Annotated in this window: 18 protein-coding genes; 7 read left to right on the top strand and 11 right to left on the bottom strand. The window is 65.5% G+C overall.

Features of this window, described 5'->3' with window-relative positions; translation table 11 throughout:
* Complete coding sequence (gene rsgA / locus DFR31_RS01765; RefSeq protein WP_121440946.1) at positions 1–897, bottom strand: ribosome small subunit-dependent GTPase A; 897 nt, start codon at positions 895–897, stop codon at positions 1–3.
* Between the two features lie 145 nt (positions 898–1,042).
* Here rsgA and orn point away from each other — a divergent pair, with 145 nt between their 5' ends.
* Both orn and DFR31_RS01755 read left to right on the top strand, forming a co-directional pair.
* Positions 1,043–1,621: an oligoribonuclease gene (orn, locus tag DFR31_RS01760; RefSeq protein ID WP_121440945.1), complete on the top strand. Its 579-nt coding sequence runs from the start codon at positions 1,043–1,045 to the stop codon at positions 1,619–1,621.
* Entirely contained in the window at positions 1,618–2,388 is a 771-nt protein-coding gene (locus DFR31_RS01755) for an SDR family NAD(P)-dependent oxidoreductase (protein ID WP_121440944.1), read from the top strand. The genes orn and DFR31_RS01755 overlap by 4 nt, the downstream gene beginning before the upstream one ends.
* On the opposite strand, the gene DFR31_RS01750 is transcribed toward DFR31_RS01755, so the two are convergent.
* A complete protein-coding gene (locus tag DFR31_RS01750) occupies positions 2,354–3,463 on the bottom strand; it encodes an NAD(P)/FAD-dependent oxidoreductase (protein ID WP_121440943.1) in 1,110 nt (369 codons plus the stop codon). The two genes, DFR31_RS01755 and DFR31_RS01750, sit on opposite strands and share 35 nt — an antisense overlap.
* Before the next feature lie 164 nt (positions 3,464–3,627).
* Here DFR31_RS01750 and DFR31_RS01745 point away from each other — a divergent pair, with 164 nt between their 5' ends.
* Positions 3,628–4,251, top strand: a complete 624-nt coding sequence (locus DFR31_RS01745; RefSeq protein ID WP_121440942.1) for an outer membrane protein — start codon at positions 3,628–3,630, stop codon at positions 4,249–4,251.
* Between the two features lie 142 nt (positions 4,252–4,393).
* On the top strand, positions 4,394–5,734 hold the full coding sequence (gene rimO / locus DFR31_RS01740; protein WP_121440941.1) for a 30S ribosomal protein S12 methylthiotransferase RimO: 1,341 nt from the start codon (positions 4,394–4,396) through the stop codon (positions 5,732–5,734).
* 7 nt (positions 5,735–5,741) lie between these two features.
* Here the strand turns inward: rimO and DFR31_RS01735 are convergent, their stop codons facing one another.
* From DFR31_RS01735 to rlmM, 8 genes are all read right to left on the bottom strand, one after another.
* On the bottom strand, positions 5,742–6,566 hold the full coding sequence (locus DFR31_RS01735) for an alpha/beta fold hydrolase (RefSeq protein ID WP_211328218.1): 825 nt from the start codon (positions 6,564–6,566) through the stop codon (positions 5,742–5,744).
* Between the two features lie 268 nt (positions 6,567–6,834).
* Complete coding sequence (locus DFR31_RS01730) at positions 6,835–7,233, bottom strand: hypothetical protein (protein WP_121440939.1); 399 nt, start codon at positions 7,231–7,233, stop codon at positions 6,835–6,837.
* Between the two features lie 42 nt (positions 7,234–7,275).
* Complete coding sequence (locus DFR31_RS01725) at positions 7,276–8,646, bottom strand: NAD(P)/FAD-dependent oxidoreductase (protein WP_121440938.1); 1,371 nt, start codon at positions 8,644–8,646, stop codon at positions 7,276–7,278.
* Positions 8,647–8,752: 106 nt separating this feature from the next.
* A complete protein-coding gene (locus tag DFR31_RS01720) occupies positions 8,753–9,841 on the bottom strand; it encodes a porin (RefSeq protein WP_281273353.1) in 1,089 nt (362 codons plus the stop codon).
* 168 nt (positions 9,842–10,009) lie between these two features.
* Positions 10,010–11,014: an alpha/beta hydrolase gene (locus DFR31_RS01715; protein ID WP_121440936.1), complete on the bottom strand. Its 1,005-nt coding sequence runs from the start codon at positions 11,012–11,014 to the stop codon at positions 10,010–10,012.
* Between the two features lie 43 nt (positions 11,015–11,057).
* Positions 11,058–11,225 (bottom strand): hypothetical protein, encoded by a 168-nt coding sequence (locus tag DFR31_RS13830; protein ID WP_170153562.1) that lies wholly within the window; start codon positions 11,223–11,225, stop codon positions 11,058–11,060.
* A 34-nt stretch (positions 11,226–11,259) separates the two neighbouring features.
* Positions 11,260–11,679 (bottom strand): SufE family protein, encoded by a 420-nt coding sequence (locus tag DFR31_RS01710; protein WP_121440935.1) that lies wholly within the window; start codon positions 11,677–11,679, stop codon positions 11,260–11,262.
* 102 nt (positions 11,680–11,781) lie between these two features.
* Positions 11,782–12,846 (bottom strand): 23S rRNA (cytidine(2498)-2'-O)-methyltransferase RlmM, encoded by a 1,065-nt coding sequence (rlmM, locus tag DFR31_RS01705; RefSeq protein WP_121440934.1) that lies wholly within the window; start codon positions 12,844–12,846, stop codon positions 11,782–11,784.
* A 142-nt stretch (positions 12,847–12,988) separates the two neighbouring features.
* Between rlmM and DFR31_RS01700 the strand changes: the two genes are divergently transcribed.
* The 3 genes from DFR31_RS01700 to DFR31_RS01690 all read left to right on the top strand — a co-directional run bounded on the left by DFR31_RS01700 (position 12,989) and on the right by DFR31_RS01690 (position 15,505).
* Positions 12,989–13,783, top strand: coding sequence for a slipin family protein (locus DFR31_RS01700; RefSeq protein ID WP_121440933.1), 795 nt, complete (start codon positions 12,989–12,991; stop codon positions 13,781–13,783).
* A complete protein-coding gene (gene xerD / locus DFR31_RS01695) occupies positions 13,749–14,675 on the top strand; it encodes a site-specific tyrosine recombinase XerD (RefSeq protein ID WP_121440932.1) in 927 nt (308 codons plus the stop codon). Before DFR31_RS01700 ends, xerD begins: the two co-directional genes overlap by 35 nt.
* An 83-nt stretch (positions 14,676–14,758) precedes the next feature.
* Positions 14,759–15,505, top strand: coding sequence for a DsbC family protein (locus DFR31_RS01690; RefSeq protein ID WP_170153561.1), 747 nt, complete (start codon positions 14,759–14,761; stop codon positions 15,503–15,505).
* Between the two features lie 107 nt (positions 15,506–15,612).
* On the opposite strand, the gene fdxA is transcribed toward DFR31_RS01690, so the two are convergent.
* Positions 15,613–15,936: a ferredoxin FdxA gene (fdxA, locus tag DFR31_RS01685; RefSeq protein ID WP_121440930.1), complete on the bottom strand. Its 324-nt coding sequence runs from the start codon at positions 15,934–15,936 to the stop codon at positions 15,613–15,615.
* Positions 15,937–16,035: the final 99 nt, after the last annotated feature.

Here is a 16,035-nt window from a genome sequence, read left to right as displayed (position 1 = left end):
TCAACCCGGGGATTCCGCCAGCAGTTGGTGCAGGGTGGCCAGCCGGTCGGGCGCGATCGCCCCCTCCTCAACGGCCGCGCGCACGGCACACCCGGGCTCCTTGCGGTGTTGGCAGTTGTGGAAGCGACAGCTGTCGGCCGCTTCGTCGATCTCCGGGAAGGCAGGTTGCAGCGCAGCGCGCGGGATGTTGCCCAGGCGCAGCGCCCGTATGCCGGGCGAGTCGATCAGATCGCCCCCCTCCGGCAGGTGATACAGGGTGGTCTCGGTGGTGGTGTGGCGCCCCAGGCCGCTATGGGCGGAAAGCTCACCGATGCGCAGTTCGCGATCGGGGAGCAGGGCCTTGATCAGTGACGATTTGCCCACCCCGGACAGCCCCACCAGCACGCTGGTACCGGACTGCAGCCGCGCCCGGAGCGCGGGCATGCCGTCGCCCTGGTACGGACTGCCGGCCAGCACGGTGACCCCACGCCGTCGATGCCCGTCGAACAGGGTGCTGAGCCATTCCTCGGCGCGCGCCGGTGCCAGGTCCGTCTTGTTCAGCCAGAGTAGGGGTTCGATGCCCAGGTAATGCGCGAGCACCAGGTAGCGATTGATCAGGTCCGGGTCCGGTGCGGGCTCCAGGGCCGAGACCACCACCATGCGGTCCACGTTAGCGGCGATAGCCTGCACCCGGCCGTTATAGGCCGTTCGCGCGATCACGCCGTGCCGGGGGTGAATGCGATCGATGACGCCGGTCTCGTCCGACTCCGGGTGCCAGTCCACCCGGTCCCCGCAGAGCGGGCGGCCCACGCGCCGCAGGCACAGGCAGCGGTAGAGCCGCCCGCCGCCGTCCTCGACCAGGCTTTCTCTGCCGTGGTGGCTGACCACCCGGCCCGTCCTCGGTGCCCCCTCGCTCACTGCTGTCTCGCCTCCGTCATGGTGTGATTCCGCTTAGGCTGCTCTCCGGTGTTGTCGGATTGTGCCACGGTGCCGGGCGCGCTGCAGGCGCGCGCATGGCCCTGGATTCGTTACACTGGCAGCCGGAACAAGCAGGGGAGTAAACATGGGTTTTTCTGAGCAGAACCTCATCTGGCTGGACCTGGAGATGACCGGACTGGACCCCGACGGGGACCGGATCATCGAGATCGCCACGCTGGTGACGGATAACGAACTGAATACATTAGCGGAAGGGCCGGTGCTGGCCATTCACCAATCCGAAGAGACATTGGCCGGGATGGATGAGTGGAACACCCGGACCCACGGCGAGTCGGGCCTTATCGAGCGCGTCCGAAACAGCGGCCTGGCGGAGGCCGACGCGGAGGAGGAGACCCTCGCCTTTCTGCGCCAGTGGGTCCCGGACCGGGCGTCGCCGATGTGCGGTAACAGCATCTGCCAAGACCGTCGGTTTCTCTACCGCTACATGCCCCGCCTGGAGGCGTTTTTCCACTACCGGAACCTGGACGTCAGCACCCTGAAGCTGCTGGCGAATCGCTGGCACCCGGAGGTGCTGCACGGGTTCAGCAAGCAGGCCACCCACCAGGCGATGGACGATATCCGGGAGTCCGTGGCCGAGTTGCGCCATTACCGGGCGCAATTTCTTTACCTGCCCGATCCGGCGTCTGAGGGTGCGGGACAATCGTGAACACGCGGACGAATGGGCAGCGGGTCCTGGTCCAGGGCGCCAGTCGCGGGATCGGGCTGGGTTTTGTCCGGGCGCTGCTGGAGCGGGCCGAGGTGGCGCAACTGCATGCAACCTGCCGGGCGCCGCAGGCCGCGGAGGCCCTGCAGGCACTCCAGCAGGCGCACCCGGGCCGCCTGTTCCTCCACCGCCTGGATGTCACCGAGCCTGCAACTATTGAGCAGGCGGCTGGTGCGGTGGCGGAGCAGACGGACCGGTTGCACCGGGTGGTGAACGCCAGTGGCATGCTCCATCAGCGCGAGGCGGGGGTCTGGCCTGAAAAGCACCTTAAAGACGTGAGCCTGGAGGCCCTGCAAGCGGTGTTCGCGGTCAACGCCCATGGGCCGCTCCTGGTAGCCCGCGCTTTCGATCGGTTGCTCTGCCATGACGAGCCGGCGGTATTCGCCTGCGTCTCCGCCCGCGTGGGCAGCATCGGTGATAACCGGCTGGGCGGCTGGTACGCCTACCGGGCCAGCAAGGCGGCCTTGAACCAGTACCTGCGCACGCTCGCCATCGAGTGGCGCCGGCGTGCGCCCCGGGTGACCGCCGTGGCGTTGCACCCCGGCACCACCGACACCGGCCTGTCGGAGCCGTTCCAGGCGCGGGTGCCAGAGGACAAACTGTTCCCGGTGGAGCGGACCGTTCGGCAGCTATTGGCGATCATCGATGACCTGGCGCCGGAGGACTCCGGTCGGTTCATCGCCTGGGATGGTCGGGATGTGCCCTGGTAATCGGCGTTGGCCGGCGCTCCGCTAACGGCGGGGCCGCCTCTGGCGGCAGGGGTGTGTCCGCCGCCAGGTGGCGGGCAAGCTGGTCGGCGTACCAGGGCGCTTGCAGTGTGCCCTTGGAGCCCAGGCCATTGAAGATATAAAGCGCGGTTTCCCGGGGGTGGCAACCCAAGAACGGGACATTGTGCCGGGAGCCGCAACGCACGCCCACACGGCGGTCCAACACCTCGAATTCGTCATGGCCCAGATGCTCTGCGGCCGCCGCCAGCAATGTGCCGTCGTCACCGGCCCGAAGGGCCGTGTCGCGGTCGGCGCGGTGGAAGGTGGCGCCCACCCGGAGCGTATGACTGTCCAGGGGCAGCACGCCCTTGCCACCGGCAATGATCGTCTGCGGCAGGGGGCGGGCCGAGCGCAGGGTGAGCACCTCGCCACGGGCGTAGCGGAAGGGCAGGTCGGCAAACCAGCGGTTCTCGAGCGCCCGGTGCCCCTCGCAGAACACCACGGCATCCCAGTCAGCCCCCGACCACCGGGCCCTGTTGCCGCGGGGCTGAAAGTCCGCGTGAGCCACGGTGGTCCGGTGCAGCAGCCCCTCGGCCTCAAGCCGGTCGCGGGTTGCGTCCAGCAACCCCGGCAGGTCCCACCAGCCCCCCTGCTGCAGTTGAAACCCACCGAGCGGGTCGCCGTACACGCCAGGCACCTCGCCGGCATTGAAGGCAGGGCCGAGCAGGGCGCTGAACCCCGGCCGCTCGCGACGCTCCGCCCAGCGCGCCCGCTCTTTCGCGCTATTGAAGAGCCGGGCGATGGGCAGGGGGTGAAAGATCCGCCGTGCCAGTTGCGCCTCCAGCTCGCGGATCAGACGGGCGTTTTCCGGCAGGATTCGGTCCGCCAGGGGGATACGGGCCAGGCGCGGCCCGGTGACCGGGCTGGTGATACCGGCAGCGGTACGGCTGGCCGCCCCCGCGCGGTCATCCTCAACCACGACCGGTCGGAGGCCCAGGGCCAGCAGCCGGAGGGCAAGCAGGCTGCCGGCAAGGCCCTGGCCGACGATGAGTACCCGTTTGTGGTTTCTTTGCGACATATGGGCAACCAGAGGGAACGGCTGTATTATCCGGGGCTATAGTATTGTCCACGGCCCAAGCGTTTCAGGCGCGTGGTTTACGTGCGACACTGCTATGCGCCGCCAGGGCCAGGCGCCGCCGGCCCCGGACAGTGTGCCAGACGATAGCTGACAAGGAGTGACTGATGAAGCAAGTGAATCTGAGGAATGGACTGTGCGCTGCCACCGCAGCTGCCGCCCTGCTGGCCGGCCCGTCCGTGGCAATGGCGAACAACACGTTCCATGGCGTCTACCTGGGGGGCCAGATTGGCTGGGCCAGTTATGACAACCAGCTGGAGCAGGACGGCGGCGTCGATCTCGATGGTCTGTCCGCCAGCGGCGTCAGCAGCGGCCTGATCCTGGGCACCGGGACCGTCAACGACGGCTGGTACTTCGGTTTTCAGGCCAACTACATGGTCAATAATGCAGATGGCAGCTTCGACGACGACGACCTGGACGTCGATGAGAGCTACGGCATCGATGCGCGGCTGGGGCGCGTGGTGAGCGAGAACGTGCTGCTCTACGGGCTGGCGGGCTGGCAGCGCACGAATATTGAAGTGGACTTTGCCGGATCCACCGATGACGAGGACCTTGATGGTTTCCGTTTCGGTGCGGGGGTGGAGTTTGCCACCGAGGACAACGTCTTTTTCCGGCTGGAGTACACCCAGACCATCTACAGCTCCGAGGACCTGAGCTACACGAATCAAGAAGATATCGAGGTTGATCCGCAGGCGCAGGCCTTCCACCTGGGCATCGGCTACCGCTTCTGATCCTCGCGCGTGCTGCCCGCCCACGCCTGGCGGGCAGCCCTATATTCCGGTTTGCGGCTTCCCCACGGACCGATTACCATCTCCTTCCCGGTAACACCGTTCTGGGCGCCCGCCCGTCAATCCCCATTCAGGTCACACCACCATGTCCGCAGTTGTTTCCAACGTTGCCCCCCGCGTCGGCTTTGTCAGCCTGGGCTGCCCCAAGGCGCTGGTCGACTCCGAGCGTATCCTTACCCAGCTCCGGGTGGAGGGGTATGAGATCGTCGGCGGTTATCAAGAGGCCGACGTGGTGGTGGTCAACACCTGTGCCTTTATCGAAGCGGCGCAGGAGGAATCCCTTGAGGCCATCGGTGAGGCACTGGATGAGAATGGCAAGGTGGTGGTCACCGGTTGCCTGGGCCGGAAGGGTGACCTGATCCGCGAGGCGCATCCGGACGTGCTGGCCATTACCGGCCCGCAGGACTACGAGGCGGTGATGTCGGCGGTCCACGCCCAGTGTCCGCCACCGGCCCGGGATGCCTTCACCGGTTTGCTGCCCGCCAGCGGGATCAAGCTCACGCCCCGGCACTACGCCTATTTGAAAATCTCCGAGGGGTGCAACCACAGCTGTACCTTCTGCATCATCCCGCAGCTCCGGGGCAAGCTGGCCAGCCGGCCGGTGGACCAGGTGCTGGCCGAAGCCGAGCGGCTGGTTAACGACGGGGTGCGGGAGCTGTTGGTGATCTCCCAGGACACCTCCGCTTACGGCGTGGACACCCGCTACGCGGAGGCAACGTGGCGCGGACAGACCCGCCGCACCCGCATGACCGAACTGGCTGAGGCCCTGTCCGAGCTGGGTGCCTGGGTGCGCCTGCACTACGTCTACCCCTACCCGCACGTGGATGAACTCATCCCGCTCATGGCGGATGGGAAGATTACGCCTTACCTGGACATGCCACTGCAGCACGCCAGCCCCCGGATCCTGAAGGCGATGAAACGCCCGGCCGGGGGTGAGGCAGTGCTCGGGCGTATCCAGCGGTGGCGGGCGGCGTGCCCGGATTTGACGCTGCGCTCCACCTTCATCGTCGGGTTTCCCGGCGAGACTGAGGACGACTTTCAGCAGTTGCTCGACTTCCTGGAGGCAGCGGAGCTGGACCGGGTGGGCTGCTTCACCTACTCACCGGTGGAGGGCGCTCCCGCCAATTCGCTGGGTGACCCGGTGCCGGTGAGCATCGCCGAAGAGCGGCAGGCGCGCCTGATGGCATTGCAGTCAGAAATCAGCGCCCGCCGCTTGGCGCGCCGCGTCGGCACGACCTGCACGGTGCTTCTGGACGCGGTGGAGGGGGATGCCGCCGTGGGCCGGTCTGCCCTCGAGGCGCCGGAGGTGGACGGCGTCATTCAACTCCGTGGTGCTGCAGGCCGAAAGCCGGGCGAGCTCGTCACCGTGCAGATCGAGGAGGCCGATGAGCACGACCTTTACGGGAGTGTGGAAGCTGGCTGTTGATGCGTGCTTAAGCGTGTTGGGCGGGCCCTTCGGACTCGTCACGACCCGCCGAACGCTCCAGTTGGTGGCAGAAGGCCTCGATCTGGATGCGCAGGTCGTCCGGGCGCTCCGTGGGGAGCCAGTGGTGGGCATCCAGCACCCGCACCTCGCAATCGGGCATCGCCTGCAGGTAACGACGGGTAACCGTCCAGTCTGCCAGTTCCGAGCCACTGGAGAGCAGGGCCAGGGTGGGCGCCTGGATGTCCCGCAGCGCCGCGCCGGATAGGGCCACCGTCGCCAGTAACGACTCCACGTAAACCGCCCACGGCATGCGTCGCAGGTCGTTGGTGGGTTTGCCGTGCGTCTTCTGGATGATTTCAGCGCCGTCCTGCGCCATTTGCTCACGGGCCGCCCGGTCCAACTCCTGCAGGTCAACGGTGGCGTACGTCCGGCGGTGCAGGCCCATGGCGTAGGCTGCATGGGTCGCTGCCAGCAACGGCCGGAGCAGGTGGCTCCACCGGTAATAGCGTTGCAAACGGGCAGGGAGGGCCTCGGGGAGCAGCGGCTCCACCAGGATCAGCGCTTCCACACGGTCCGGGTATCGGCGGGCGAATTCCGCGGCTACCGCCGCCCCCAGGCAGTGCCCCACCAGTACGGCCCGCTGATGGCCTTCCGTATCCAGGAGTGCGAGCAGATCGTCCGCCCAGCGCCCGAGGCTGGCCGGGCGCCAGTCCATGGAGTGCCCGTGACCCCGGAGATCGGGGCGGATAATCTCCCAATGCCGGCTGAGTCGGGTCTGGCTGGTGAACTCCGCCCAGCGACTCATGTTGCTGGCGAGCCCGTGAAGCGCCACCAGCACACCATACCTGCGCCCGCTCGTCGGCCGAATCTGGTAAGCAAGGCGGGTACCGTCACTCGCTACAAGCGTACAGCGGTGTTCGCCCTGGTTGGCGGGTGCAGTATCAAACAGCATCGGGTGTCCGGGCAGGAAACGACAGTGGGGGCGATGATCGCCTGTCGGAGGGCCAAGTACAAGAGAAAACGGGGAAGGGAGCAGAAGAACGCCCCGGGATGCGTGAGCACCCCGGGGCAGAAGATTGCTGCACGTTGCCGGTGCGCGCTCAGGTCTGGCCGACGGCAGCGGCAGCGCCCGCGGTGCTGGCGTTTGCTTCCTTCAGCCCCAGGAACAACAGCAGCGGCGGCAGGACCAGCAGCCCGAACAGCACACCGAAACCGATGCTGGACCCAATCAGCGACAGGTAGTCCAGTGCGCCACTCAGCATGGCGAAGCTGGAGTTTGTGAGCGACGGCAGGCTGATGAAGGCGAGGACCGCCACGACCACGCCCACACCGATCGATGCCTTGACCGGCAGGCCAAGGCGGACCGTACGGCCGCCCTTTTTAGCAAAGAACAGGCCCAAAAGGACCAGATCAATCGCCGCGATGACCAGCAGCAGAGGGATGGCGCCCCGGAATACCTCCAGAACGACCGAGATGATGCCCATCAATGAGAATGCCATGAGTCAATTCCTCCTAATGATTTGTCCGTTATCCGACCGCTGTTAGACGCGCCCACGCATCATCGCGTTGTAAGCGCCATGGAGCAGGCGGTCCTTCATCACCCACGGCACCCAGTGCTCGTCGTAGGGGCTGATGAAGGGGAAGGACGGCACCATGTCGAGGTCGTAGTCGAACTCCACCAGGATCGCCTTGCCGATACCCGTGATCAGCGGGCAGGAGGTGTACCCGTCGTAGGACTCGGTCATCTCCTGACCCTGAATGTGGGACAGCAGATTGTTGACCGCCACTGGCACCTGGGCCTTCACGCTGGCCGCCGTCTTGGCGATCGGGGTGCCCACGCAGTCACCGGCACCGAACACATTCTCGTAGCGCTGATGCTGCATGGTGTGACGATCTACCTCCAGCCAGCCGGCAAAGTCGCTGTCCTCGTCGGCGGCCAGCGGGCTCTGGCGCAGGGAATCAGGCGCGCTCATCGGGGGCACCAGGTGGAGGAAGTCATAGTCCTCGGTGTGCTCTCCGTCCGGGGTGTCGAAGACCACCTGCTTGGCGGAGGCGTCCACGCCCTTGACCGTGGTATCCCAGTTGAGGTTAATGCCCCGCTCCGGGAAGTGGTCCTTCAGGAACTCGTCGATGTCCGGCTGAGAGAAGAGGCCGCGCCCGGGTGCGTAATACTCCAATTGGGCGTCGTCGCGGGTCCCGCGCCGGCTCAGACGGTCTTCGGTGAGCATGGTGACCTTCAGCGGGGCACCGGCGCACTTGATTGCCCCGGGCGGGCGAATGAACAGGCCCTTGCCGCCCGTGCGGGTAAACTCGTCGATCATCCCCCAGGTGCGCGCCGCATGGTCCGCGTTGTCATACACGCAGCCAATACCGTTGCTGCCGATCATGTCGGGGGAGTACCCCTCGTAGGCGTCGTAGTTGACCTGAAGACCGGTGGTCACCAGCAGGTAGTCGTACTCAACGGACTCGCCCTCGTCGGTGATCACCCGGTTGTTGTCCGGGTCGTAGTCCTCGACCATCGCCTGGATCCAGTTCACCCCCGAGGGGAGGAAGTTGGCGTTTCGGTCGACGACTCTGTCCCGCTCCCAGACCCCGGTGGCGACCAGCGTCAGGCCAGGCTGATAATAGTGCTCCTCCCGACGGTCGATAACAGTGATATCGGCCCCGCGCAGCTGACGGCTGAGGCGGTTGGCACAGGAAATACCAGCGGCACCGGAACCGACGATAACGATGCGGGCGCTGGTGTCGACGGCCTGCACCTCGCCGGTGTGCAGCATGGCGCCGGTGCCCATCACGGCGCTGGCGCCAATGGCGCCCACACCGGAGTAGCGCAGGAAATCGCGGCGGCTCATGCCGGCTTCGTCCAGCGCTTTACGGATGGCACGGTCCGTTTTGATATTACGGTGGCTCATTGTCTCCTCCACGCCCTGGGGGCGCTTTCTGACTCTGTCTTTGGATTGTCCTTAAAGGATTGCCGGACAGCCCTCCTTAACTGCCGGACCTCCATATGCGGAATTGCTAAAATATATAGACCAAACCGGTGGAAATGCCCCACTGGTTGTCGCCCTCGGCCACGTCCAGCATGGCAGCGCGACTGCTTCCGGGCCCGGGAGGTGGGCCGTGAGCCTGGCCAGCGACGCTGCGGCCGGCCAGATCACCGTTGCTGACCCGCGCGTAATTGATGTAAACGCGGGCCCGAGGGTTCATGGCGTGCTCTACACCCACGCTATACAGGGTGGAGTCGTAGTCGCTGCCCCGGTCATCGTCGAGGTGTGCGACCTGGCCCATCAGTTCCAATACAGGCAGGACCTGGTAGCCGAGGCCCACCAAGCCGGCCCGGGCATCGCGGTCAGTACGTCCGGACAGCCGGCGGTGATCCTGGAAAATGCCGACCAGGTTGAGATCGCCCTGTTGGTACTGGGCCAGCACTTGTCGGGTTGTCTGGCTGCGGGACCCGTCCGCGAAATTGCCTTCCCGCCCGTGCACGCAGCCGGCGGCCAACTGAAAGGCCTGCTGTTGCCAGCGAATCATCCAGGCGCCGGTCTGATCACGGGAGGCCCCTTGTTCCGGCGTCCCCATCACGGTGGCGCTGAGTCCGTTCCATTCCGGCGTCGTGTAGTCCAGCGCGTTACTGTGCCGACGGAGGTGGACGGGGGCATTGGCGGCACCGAAACCGTCTTCCCAGGTAACGCCCGCGCCTGCGATGAGATTGCCGGGGTCACCCAGACGGGCGGTGAACAGCTGGGTGCGGTCGGTGAGTGCCTTGAGCGGGTCATCCAGGTGGCCGGCGCGCAAAGTCCCGTGGGGGCCAGTCAGGCCCAGATAGCTGGTCCGACTGCGCGCGAACAGCGCGTCACCGCCCTCGGTGACATTGACCTCGGTTTCGTACTGGAAGATGACTCGGGCGGTATCGGAGAGGGCGTGACCACCGCGCAGACCCAGGCGGGATTGGTTGGTGGCGAGAAACTGGCTGCTGCCGTTGCTGCCGTTGCTGCGGTTGTCGAGGTGATCAAGCGACAAGTGCGCCGCACCGTAGATATCAATGTCTGCGGATGCGTTTGTAACCATGGGGGCGGCGGCTGTTAGCGCAACAACCCCGGCAAACATTTTGTGTCTCATGAAAGCCCCGACGCGCCTGTACTGGAATCTTCAGTGGTTCGCTCAGATATTAGTTTTTCTTATAACCTGATAGCGTTTTTGAATATAACAAAAACGGAATATGCGCGTCAAGTTGTCGCACCCGACAAACTTGAGCCGCGGCAAATCGCCGCACAGTTAGCGGTCGCAGACGAGGGATTCGGCGTCGTCGGCCGAGTACAGGTGTCCGGAGGGGAGGGGAGGTGACGGTGAATCAGCCCAGGCCGCAATGTCATGGCGGACCACACTGCCGTTCAGGTCCCGGGTCAGCATGTGCCATCCGTCAGGATACCAAGCGAGGTGCCAGTCCAACGGCGGGGGCAGCCGTTGCACCAGGGCGCAAATGGCCCGGGGCGGGATGATCTCGTCGTTGGCGCCGTACAGCAAAAGGGTCGGCGTCTCGAGCAGGGCGGCCTCCTCAAGGGCGTGATCCATCAGGTTGGTCAGCCCGTAGAGGGTGTCCACGCGGGTTTCCTTGATGAACAGGGGGTCCCGGCCCAGCACCCGGAGCTCTTTGTCATTGTCGGTGGGGCGCACACCGAGGGATTCGCCGGTGAAAGTCCGGCCCGGCATGACACGTACCCCTACCCAGAGGGCCAGCCGTTGGTACCACGGCTGTGTGGCTCGCCCCCAGGTCGCGGGGGCCAGCAGGATGAGGGAATCCGCGGCCTCTGGTGCTTCCACGGCCGTCCGGATAGCCACTGCGCCCCCCATGCTCTCACCCGCCAGGTGCACGGTGCGGCCGGGGTAGCGCTGGCGCAGTGCCTCCAGTATTGCGACGGCGTCCTGGATCAGCGCGTCCTCGCCGGGCCAGCGGCCCTGGCGCGGACTGGCCCCGAAACTCCGCTGATCGAAGCTGTAGAGGGCGATACCCTCTTCCGCCAGGGTGGCCCCGAGGCTGTCAAAGGCTTCGGCCCGGTCGTTCAGCCCGTGCAGCGCAAGTACCACCGCCTTTGCGGTCTGCTCGGGCCCGTGCCGGAGCAGCCGCAGGTGCTCGCCATCGGCGGTGCGGATGTAGCCATCGCGCACCTCGGCGCCCCCCAAGGCCTGGCCCTCCTGGGCAGTGGCGCCCGTCACCTCACACCCCGTCAGCAGCAGGCTGGTCGTCAGCACGAAAAGGATGAATCCGACTGCGCTTCGCATGGGGTGTGGCCTGCACCGGGATGCCGGACCCAAGGTGGTGTGCCTAGCCGTCGCGCCTGCGCATGAAGAGCCGCACCTGGGCCTCCATGCTATCGGCAAAGGCCCGGGCCTCAAGCTCCGCGTCCACTTTCTTGGCGAGGGCCTTGAGTTCGTCCAGCGAGAGCCGCTTGAGATCGGACAGGGTGAGGCGGTCTTCTTTTCCCGTTTTCATTGACCGTATTGCGTGGATATTGAATGAAGTGGGGTCAGGCGGTCTGGGTCTGGGCGCCGGACAACTCGTGGATGCGCCCGACCATGGCATAAAAGCCGTCCCGCCGATTGGGGCTGAGGTTCTGCTCCAGACCGAGCTGGGAGAAGATATCCCGGATATTCGTGGAACTGATCTCCTCCTGCGTGCGCCCCGAGTAGGCCATCAACACGATGGCAATAAGCCCCTTGACGATGAAGGCGTCGCTGTCGGCTCGGAAAATGTGCCGTGGCGGCTCATCGTCGGTGGTTTCGTGAATCAGCCAGACGTTGCTGGTGCAGCCTTCCACCCGGTTGTCCTCCGTCCGGGCCTCGGCTGGGAACTCCGGCAGGCTGCGCCCCAGATCGATCAGGATCCGGTAACGCTCGTCCCATTGGTCCACGAGCTCGAAAGTCTCAAGCAGTTCCTGCAGGTCCATGATATTTCACTTTAATAAAGGCGGCGGGCGCCGCGCATGGGAATGTACGTTCACTTGATGATAACGCGCCTGAAAGCCGCCGTCTAACTGCCTGCCTGGCGGTCAGCCAGGGCAGGCCAGGACCGTGATCTCTTCCCGGTCGTGGTAGAGCTGGGCAGCCCGCCAGGCCAGGGGCGTCGGGCCGGCCTCCATCAGGTCGCGGCACTCAGCAACGCACTGCCAGCGCTGTTTCATGGGCAGCTTCAGGTTGAACAGGGCACGCCGGCAGATCCCGTCCTCGAGCCATTCGCTCATCAGGCGGGCGACCCGGTGCGGTTTTTCCACCATATCGCAAACCAACCAGTCCACCGGCTGCGGCGGGCGGAAGCGAAACCCGTCCTGCCGGTGGTGACGTACCGCCCGGTCGGCAGCCAGGCTTTCCGCCAGTGGGCCGTTGTCCACGGCGTGCACGTGCAGGCCGGCCTGCCGTAGCACCCAGGTCCAGCCCCCTGGGGCGGCACCCAGGTCTACGGCGCTCATGCCGGGGCGCAGCCACTGGTCGCGCTCACCCGGTGCCATCAAGGTCAGAAGGGCCTCCTCCAGCTTGAGCGCGGAGCGGCTCGGGGCGCTGCGGGGCAGACGCAAACGCGGGATGCCCATGGGCCACGGTCGGCCGTGCCCGGCTGGTAGCAGCCCGGCGACGACCTGGCTGGAGTCGCTGAACCACAGCATCAGCCGGGCCGCCCTGGGCACGTCCAGGCGCACGCCCCGGGCGCGCAGGCCCCGTTCCAGGTGGGGCCGGAACTTGCGGCAGAACCGGCCCAGCGCCTTGCCTTCGTTGGTATCCGGATGCTCCATCCAGACTGCGGAGAGGTGCAAGGGCAGGTAATCGTGCAGCGCATCGAGCAAGGCACCGACCCGGTCGCGCTCCGGCAGGTCGGTACATGCGGCGCTCACCGGCCACGCCTGGCGCGCAAAGGTGAAGGCGGGCGGCAGGGGGAGGCATTCACCGTCGGCGCTGTGAAAATCTACCCGACCCTGCGCATTGTCCACCCGCGACCACCCGGCAACGCCGGTGCCAGCACTCCAGTCCGCCAGTTCAGCGGCCAGGTCACTGCCGAACCCGTGGCGGCACTGCAGGAGCCAGCGCGGGCTGCTGGCCGTGTCAGTAACGATGTGGTCAGTCATGGCGCCATTCTACCGTGCCGGGTCGCTCGGTCATCCGCTTGTGTTCCGCGGCACTGGATGGCAGGTTGGCGACGGGTCTATTCTTTAGGCTGAGTGCTGTACGGACCTGTTCAGCCAATCGGGCATACTGAAGGAGTGCCTCATGGAGACAACACTGATTGTCGTTCTTGCTCTGGTCGTCGCCATTATCGCGTCGGCGATCCGGATTCTCCGCGAGTACGAGCGGGGCGTCATCTTCCAGCTTGGTCGCTTCTACAAGGTGAAAGGGCCCGGCCTGATCCTGGTGATCCCCGTGATCCAACAGATGGTGCGCGTGGACTTGCGCACAGTCACCATGGACGTGCCCAGCCAGGACGTCATCTCGAAGGACAACGTGTCGGTGAGCGTCAACGCCGTCATCTACTTCCGCGTGGTGGACCCTGAACGGGCCGTCATTAACGTGGAAGACTACTTCGCCGCCACCAGCCAGCTGTCGCAGACCACGCTGCGCTCGGTACTCGGCCAGCACGAGCTGGATGAGATGCTGGCCCAGCGGGACCGGCTCAACGAGGATATCCAGAGCATTCTCGACTCACAGACCGATGCTTGGGGTATCAAGGTGTCCAACGTGGAGATCAAGCATGTGGACATCGACGAGAGCATGATCCGCGCCATCGCGCAGCAGGCGGAGGCTGAGCGTAGCCGCCGCGCCAAGATCATCCATGCCGAGGGTGAGCGCCAGGCCTCCGAGAAGCTCACCGAGGCGGCTGGCATCCTGTCGCGGAATCCGCAGGCCCTGCAACTGCGCTACCTGCAGACCTTGAGCAACATCGCCGGTGAGCAGAACTCCACCATCATCTTCCCCGTGCCGTTGGAAATGATGAATGCGTTCAGACATATGGCGTCTGCTTTTGATGTGAAGGATGAGCAGGGTGGTGGTAGCGACGAAGCGCGCTGAGCCCGTAGCACCTGCGGCCCTCGATGACTTTCTCGATGCCCTGTGGATGGAGCAGGGCCTGGGGGAACGCACCCTGTCGGCGTACCGCAGCGACCTGCTGGGCTTTCAGCGCTGGCTGGTCGCCGACGGGGAGGAACTCATGGACGCCCGGCGCGACCAGGTGCTGGCCTTTGTCGGCCAACGCGTCGGGCGGGGGGCCAAGCCACGGAGCGTGGCCCGTCTGTTAACGAGCCTCCGCCGGTTCTACCGGTACCAGGTCAGGGAGGGGCGTCTGGCGGAGGATCCGACCCGGGACGTGGAGAGCCCACGCCTGGGGCGCCCGCTGCCGGGATCGCTCTCCGAGGCCGAGGTCAGCCGCTTGCTGGCTGCCCCCGACCCGGATACCGCCCTCGGCCAGCGGGATCGCTGCATGCTGGAGGTGCTTTACGCGACGGGGCTGCGGGTGTCGGAACTCGTCGGCCTGAGCTTATCCGAGGTCTCACTCCAGCAGGGACTGGTCCGGGTGCTGGGCAAAGGTGGCCGGGAGCGCCTGGTGCCGCTCGGAGAGGAGGCACTGGCCTGGCTGCAGGCATGGCTGCGTGAGGGCCGTCCGGCCCTGCTGGGCCGACGCGTATGTGACGCCGTATTCGTGACCAGCCGGGGCGAAGGGCTGACCCGCCAGGCCTTCTGGTACCGGATCAAAAAGCACGCACAGGCGGTCGGGATCACCCGGTCGATTTCGCCCCACACCCTGCGCCATGCGTTCGCTACCCATCTGTTGAACCACGGTGCGGATCTGCGCGTGGTGCAGTTGTTGCTCGGCCATGGTGACCTGTCCACCACCCAGATCTACACCCACGTGGCGCGCCAGCGCCTGCAGCAGATGCATGCGCAGCACCATCCTCGTGGCTAAACAGAATCCGGGGCCACCTCGGGAACCCGATGCCCGTTTGCCCATCCAATAGGGCATCCATCAACCAAAGGAGCTGTATAACGATGAGAAGAACCCTACCCGTATGCCTGGCGCCCATTGTCACGGCGCTGTTCGCACTGCTGCCTGCCCAGGTGTTGGCCGACAGCGTGAAGGAGCGCGTCGATGAGGCTCTGAAGGGTCTGAGCCCGGACCTGAGTGCCGATGAGGTCAATGAGACGCCGATTGACGGGTTGTACGAGGTAATCGTCTCCGGGGACGTGGTCTACATGACCGGTGATGGGCGCTACCTGTTTCAGGGCGAACTGGTGGACATGAGCACCCGGCAGTCGCTCACGGAGCAGCGTCGGGGCCAGCAGCGCGCGGATCGCATCGCGGAGCTGGGTGAGGACAGCCTGCTCATCTACCCCGCGGAGGGTGAGACCCGCTACGTCGTGAACGTGTTCACGGATATTGAATGCCCCTACTGCCAGCGTATGCACCAGGAGATTGAGGACTATGCGGCCAAGGGGATCGAGATCCGCTATATCTTCATGCCCCGGGCCGGGGAGGGGAGCAGCAGTTATGAGCAGTCGGTGAATGTCTGGTGTGCGGATGACCGCCATGCCGCGCTGGATAAGGCCAAGGCTGGCGAGGATCTGAACGGTGCCACTGCCTGTGATAACCCGATCGAGGACCACCTTGCGCTGGCCCGTGAACTGCGGGTGCGGGGGACGCCCACCATGATCAGTACTGAGGGCGTGATGCAACAGGGCTATGCTTCACCGGAGGACCTGCTGCGGGTGCTGGAGGCGGCAGATAACGGGCAGTAAGCGGCGGCCGGTGACGACGACCGACCGGTCCGGCGAATAAAAGCGGGGGGCATCGGGTTAACCCGGTGCCCCCCTGTTGTTGCTCGGTTGGCTGCTAATGAGACGGCTTAGCGTTCGAGCTGGTCCAGCTTGTTCGGCTTGCCATCCCAGTCGTCCGCATCTTCCGGTGGCTCCTTCTTCTCGGTGATCACCGGCCATTCCTGCGACAGCTCCGCGTTGAGGGCGAGGAACTCCTCCTGGCCGGCAGGCAGGTCATCCTCCGAGTAGATGGCCTCGGCCGGGCATTCCGGCTCGCAGAGCGTGCAGTCGATGCATTCGTCGGGGTCGATGACCAGGAAATTCGGCCCCTCGTGGAAGCAGTCCACCGGGCAGACTTCCACGCAATCCGTGTACTTGCACTTGATGCAATTTTCCGTGACGACGTAGGTCATTGCGTCGCTCCCCTGTAGCAAAAATGGGCTGCATGTCGGGGCGGTGCCGCCCGCCATGCTGGGTGTCTGGTTGAGTGGCAAAGCGTGCCCGCTCGCCGG

Origin of the sequence: Alkalispirillum mobile, from assembly GCF_003664325.1 — a bacterium.
GTDB lineage: Bacteria > Pseudomonadota > Gammaproteobacteria > Nitrococcales > Halorhodospiraceae > Alkalilimnicola > Alkalilimnicola mobilis.
The sequence above is the reverse complement of the archived record's forward strand: the minus strand, read 5'-3'. Positions and strand labels throughout refer to the sequence as shown.

Excerpts from the sequence above, each read along its gene's own strand:
- DFR31_RS01725 (WP_121440938.1), bottom strand. The coding sequence starts at position 8,646 with ATGAGCCACCGTAATATCAAAACGGACCGTGCCATCCGTAAAGCGCTG.
- orn (WP_121440945.1), top strand. The coding sequence starts at position 1,043 with ATGGGTTTTTCTGAGCAGAACCTCATCTGGCTGGACCTGGAGATGACC.
- DFR31_RS01745 (WP_121440942.1), top strand. The coding sequence starts at position 3,628 with ATGAAGCAAGTGAATCTGAGGAATGGACTGTGCGCTGCCACCGCAGCT.
- rlmM (WP_121440934.1), bottom strand. The coding sequence starts at position 12,846 with ATGACTGACCACATCGTTACTGACACGGCCAGCAGCCCGCGCTGGCTC.
- DFR31_RS01715 (WP_121440936.1), bottom strand. The coding sequence starts at position 11,014 with ATGCGAAGCGCAGTCGGATTCATCCTTTTCGTGCTGACGACCAGCCTG.
- DFR31_RS01750 (WP_121440943.1), bottom strand. The coding sequence starts at position 3,463 with ATGTCGCAAAGAAACCACAAACGGGTACTCATCGTCGGCCAGGGCCTT.
- DFR31_RS13830 (WP_170153562.1), bottom strand. The coding sequence starts at position 11,225 with ATGAAAACGGGAAAAGAAGACCGCCTCACCCTGTCCGATCTCAAGCGG.
- DFR31_RS01700 (WP_121440933.1), top strand. The coding sequence starts at position 12,989 with ATGGAGACAACACTGATTGTCGTTCTTGCTCTGGTCGTCGCCATTATC.
- rimO (WP_121440941.1), top strand. The coding sequence starts at position 4,394 with ATGTCCGCAGTTGTTTCCAACGTTGCCCCCCGCGTCGGCTTTGTCAGC.
- DFR31_RS01730 (WP_121440939.1), bottom strand. The coding sequence starts at position 7,233 with ATGGCATTCTCATTGATGGGCATCATCTCGGTCGTTCTGGAGGTATTC.
- DFR31_RS01720 (WP_281273353.1), bottom strand. The coding sequence starts at position 9,841 with ATGTTTGCCGGGGTTGTTGCGCTAACAGCCGCCGCCCCCATGGTTACA.
- xerD (WP_121440932.1), top strand. The coding sequence starts at position 13,749 with ATGAGCAGGGTGGTGGTAGCGACGAAGCGCGCTGAGCCCGTAGCACCT.
- DFR31_RS01710 (WP_121440935.1), bottom strand. The coding sequence starts at position 11,679 with ATGGACCTGCAGGAACTGCTTGAGACTTTCGAGCTCGTGGACCAATGG.
- fdxA (WP_121440930.1), bottom strand. The coding sequence starts at position 15,936 with ATGACCTACGTCGTCACGGAAAATTGCATCAAGTGCAAGTACACGGAT.
- DFR31_RS01690 (WP_170153561.1), top strand. The coding sequence starts at position 14,759 with ATGAGAAGAACCCTACCCGTATGCCTGGCGCCCATTGTCACGGCGCTG.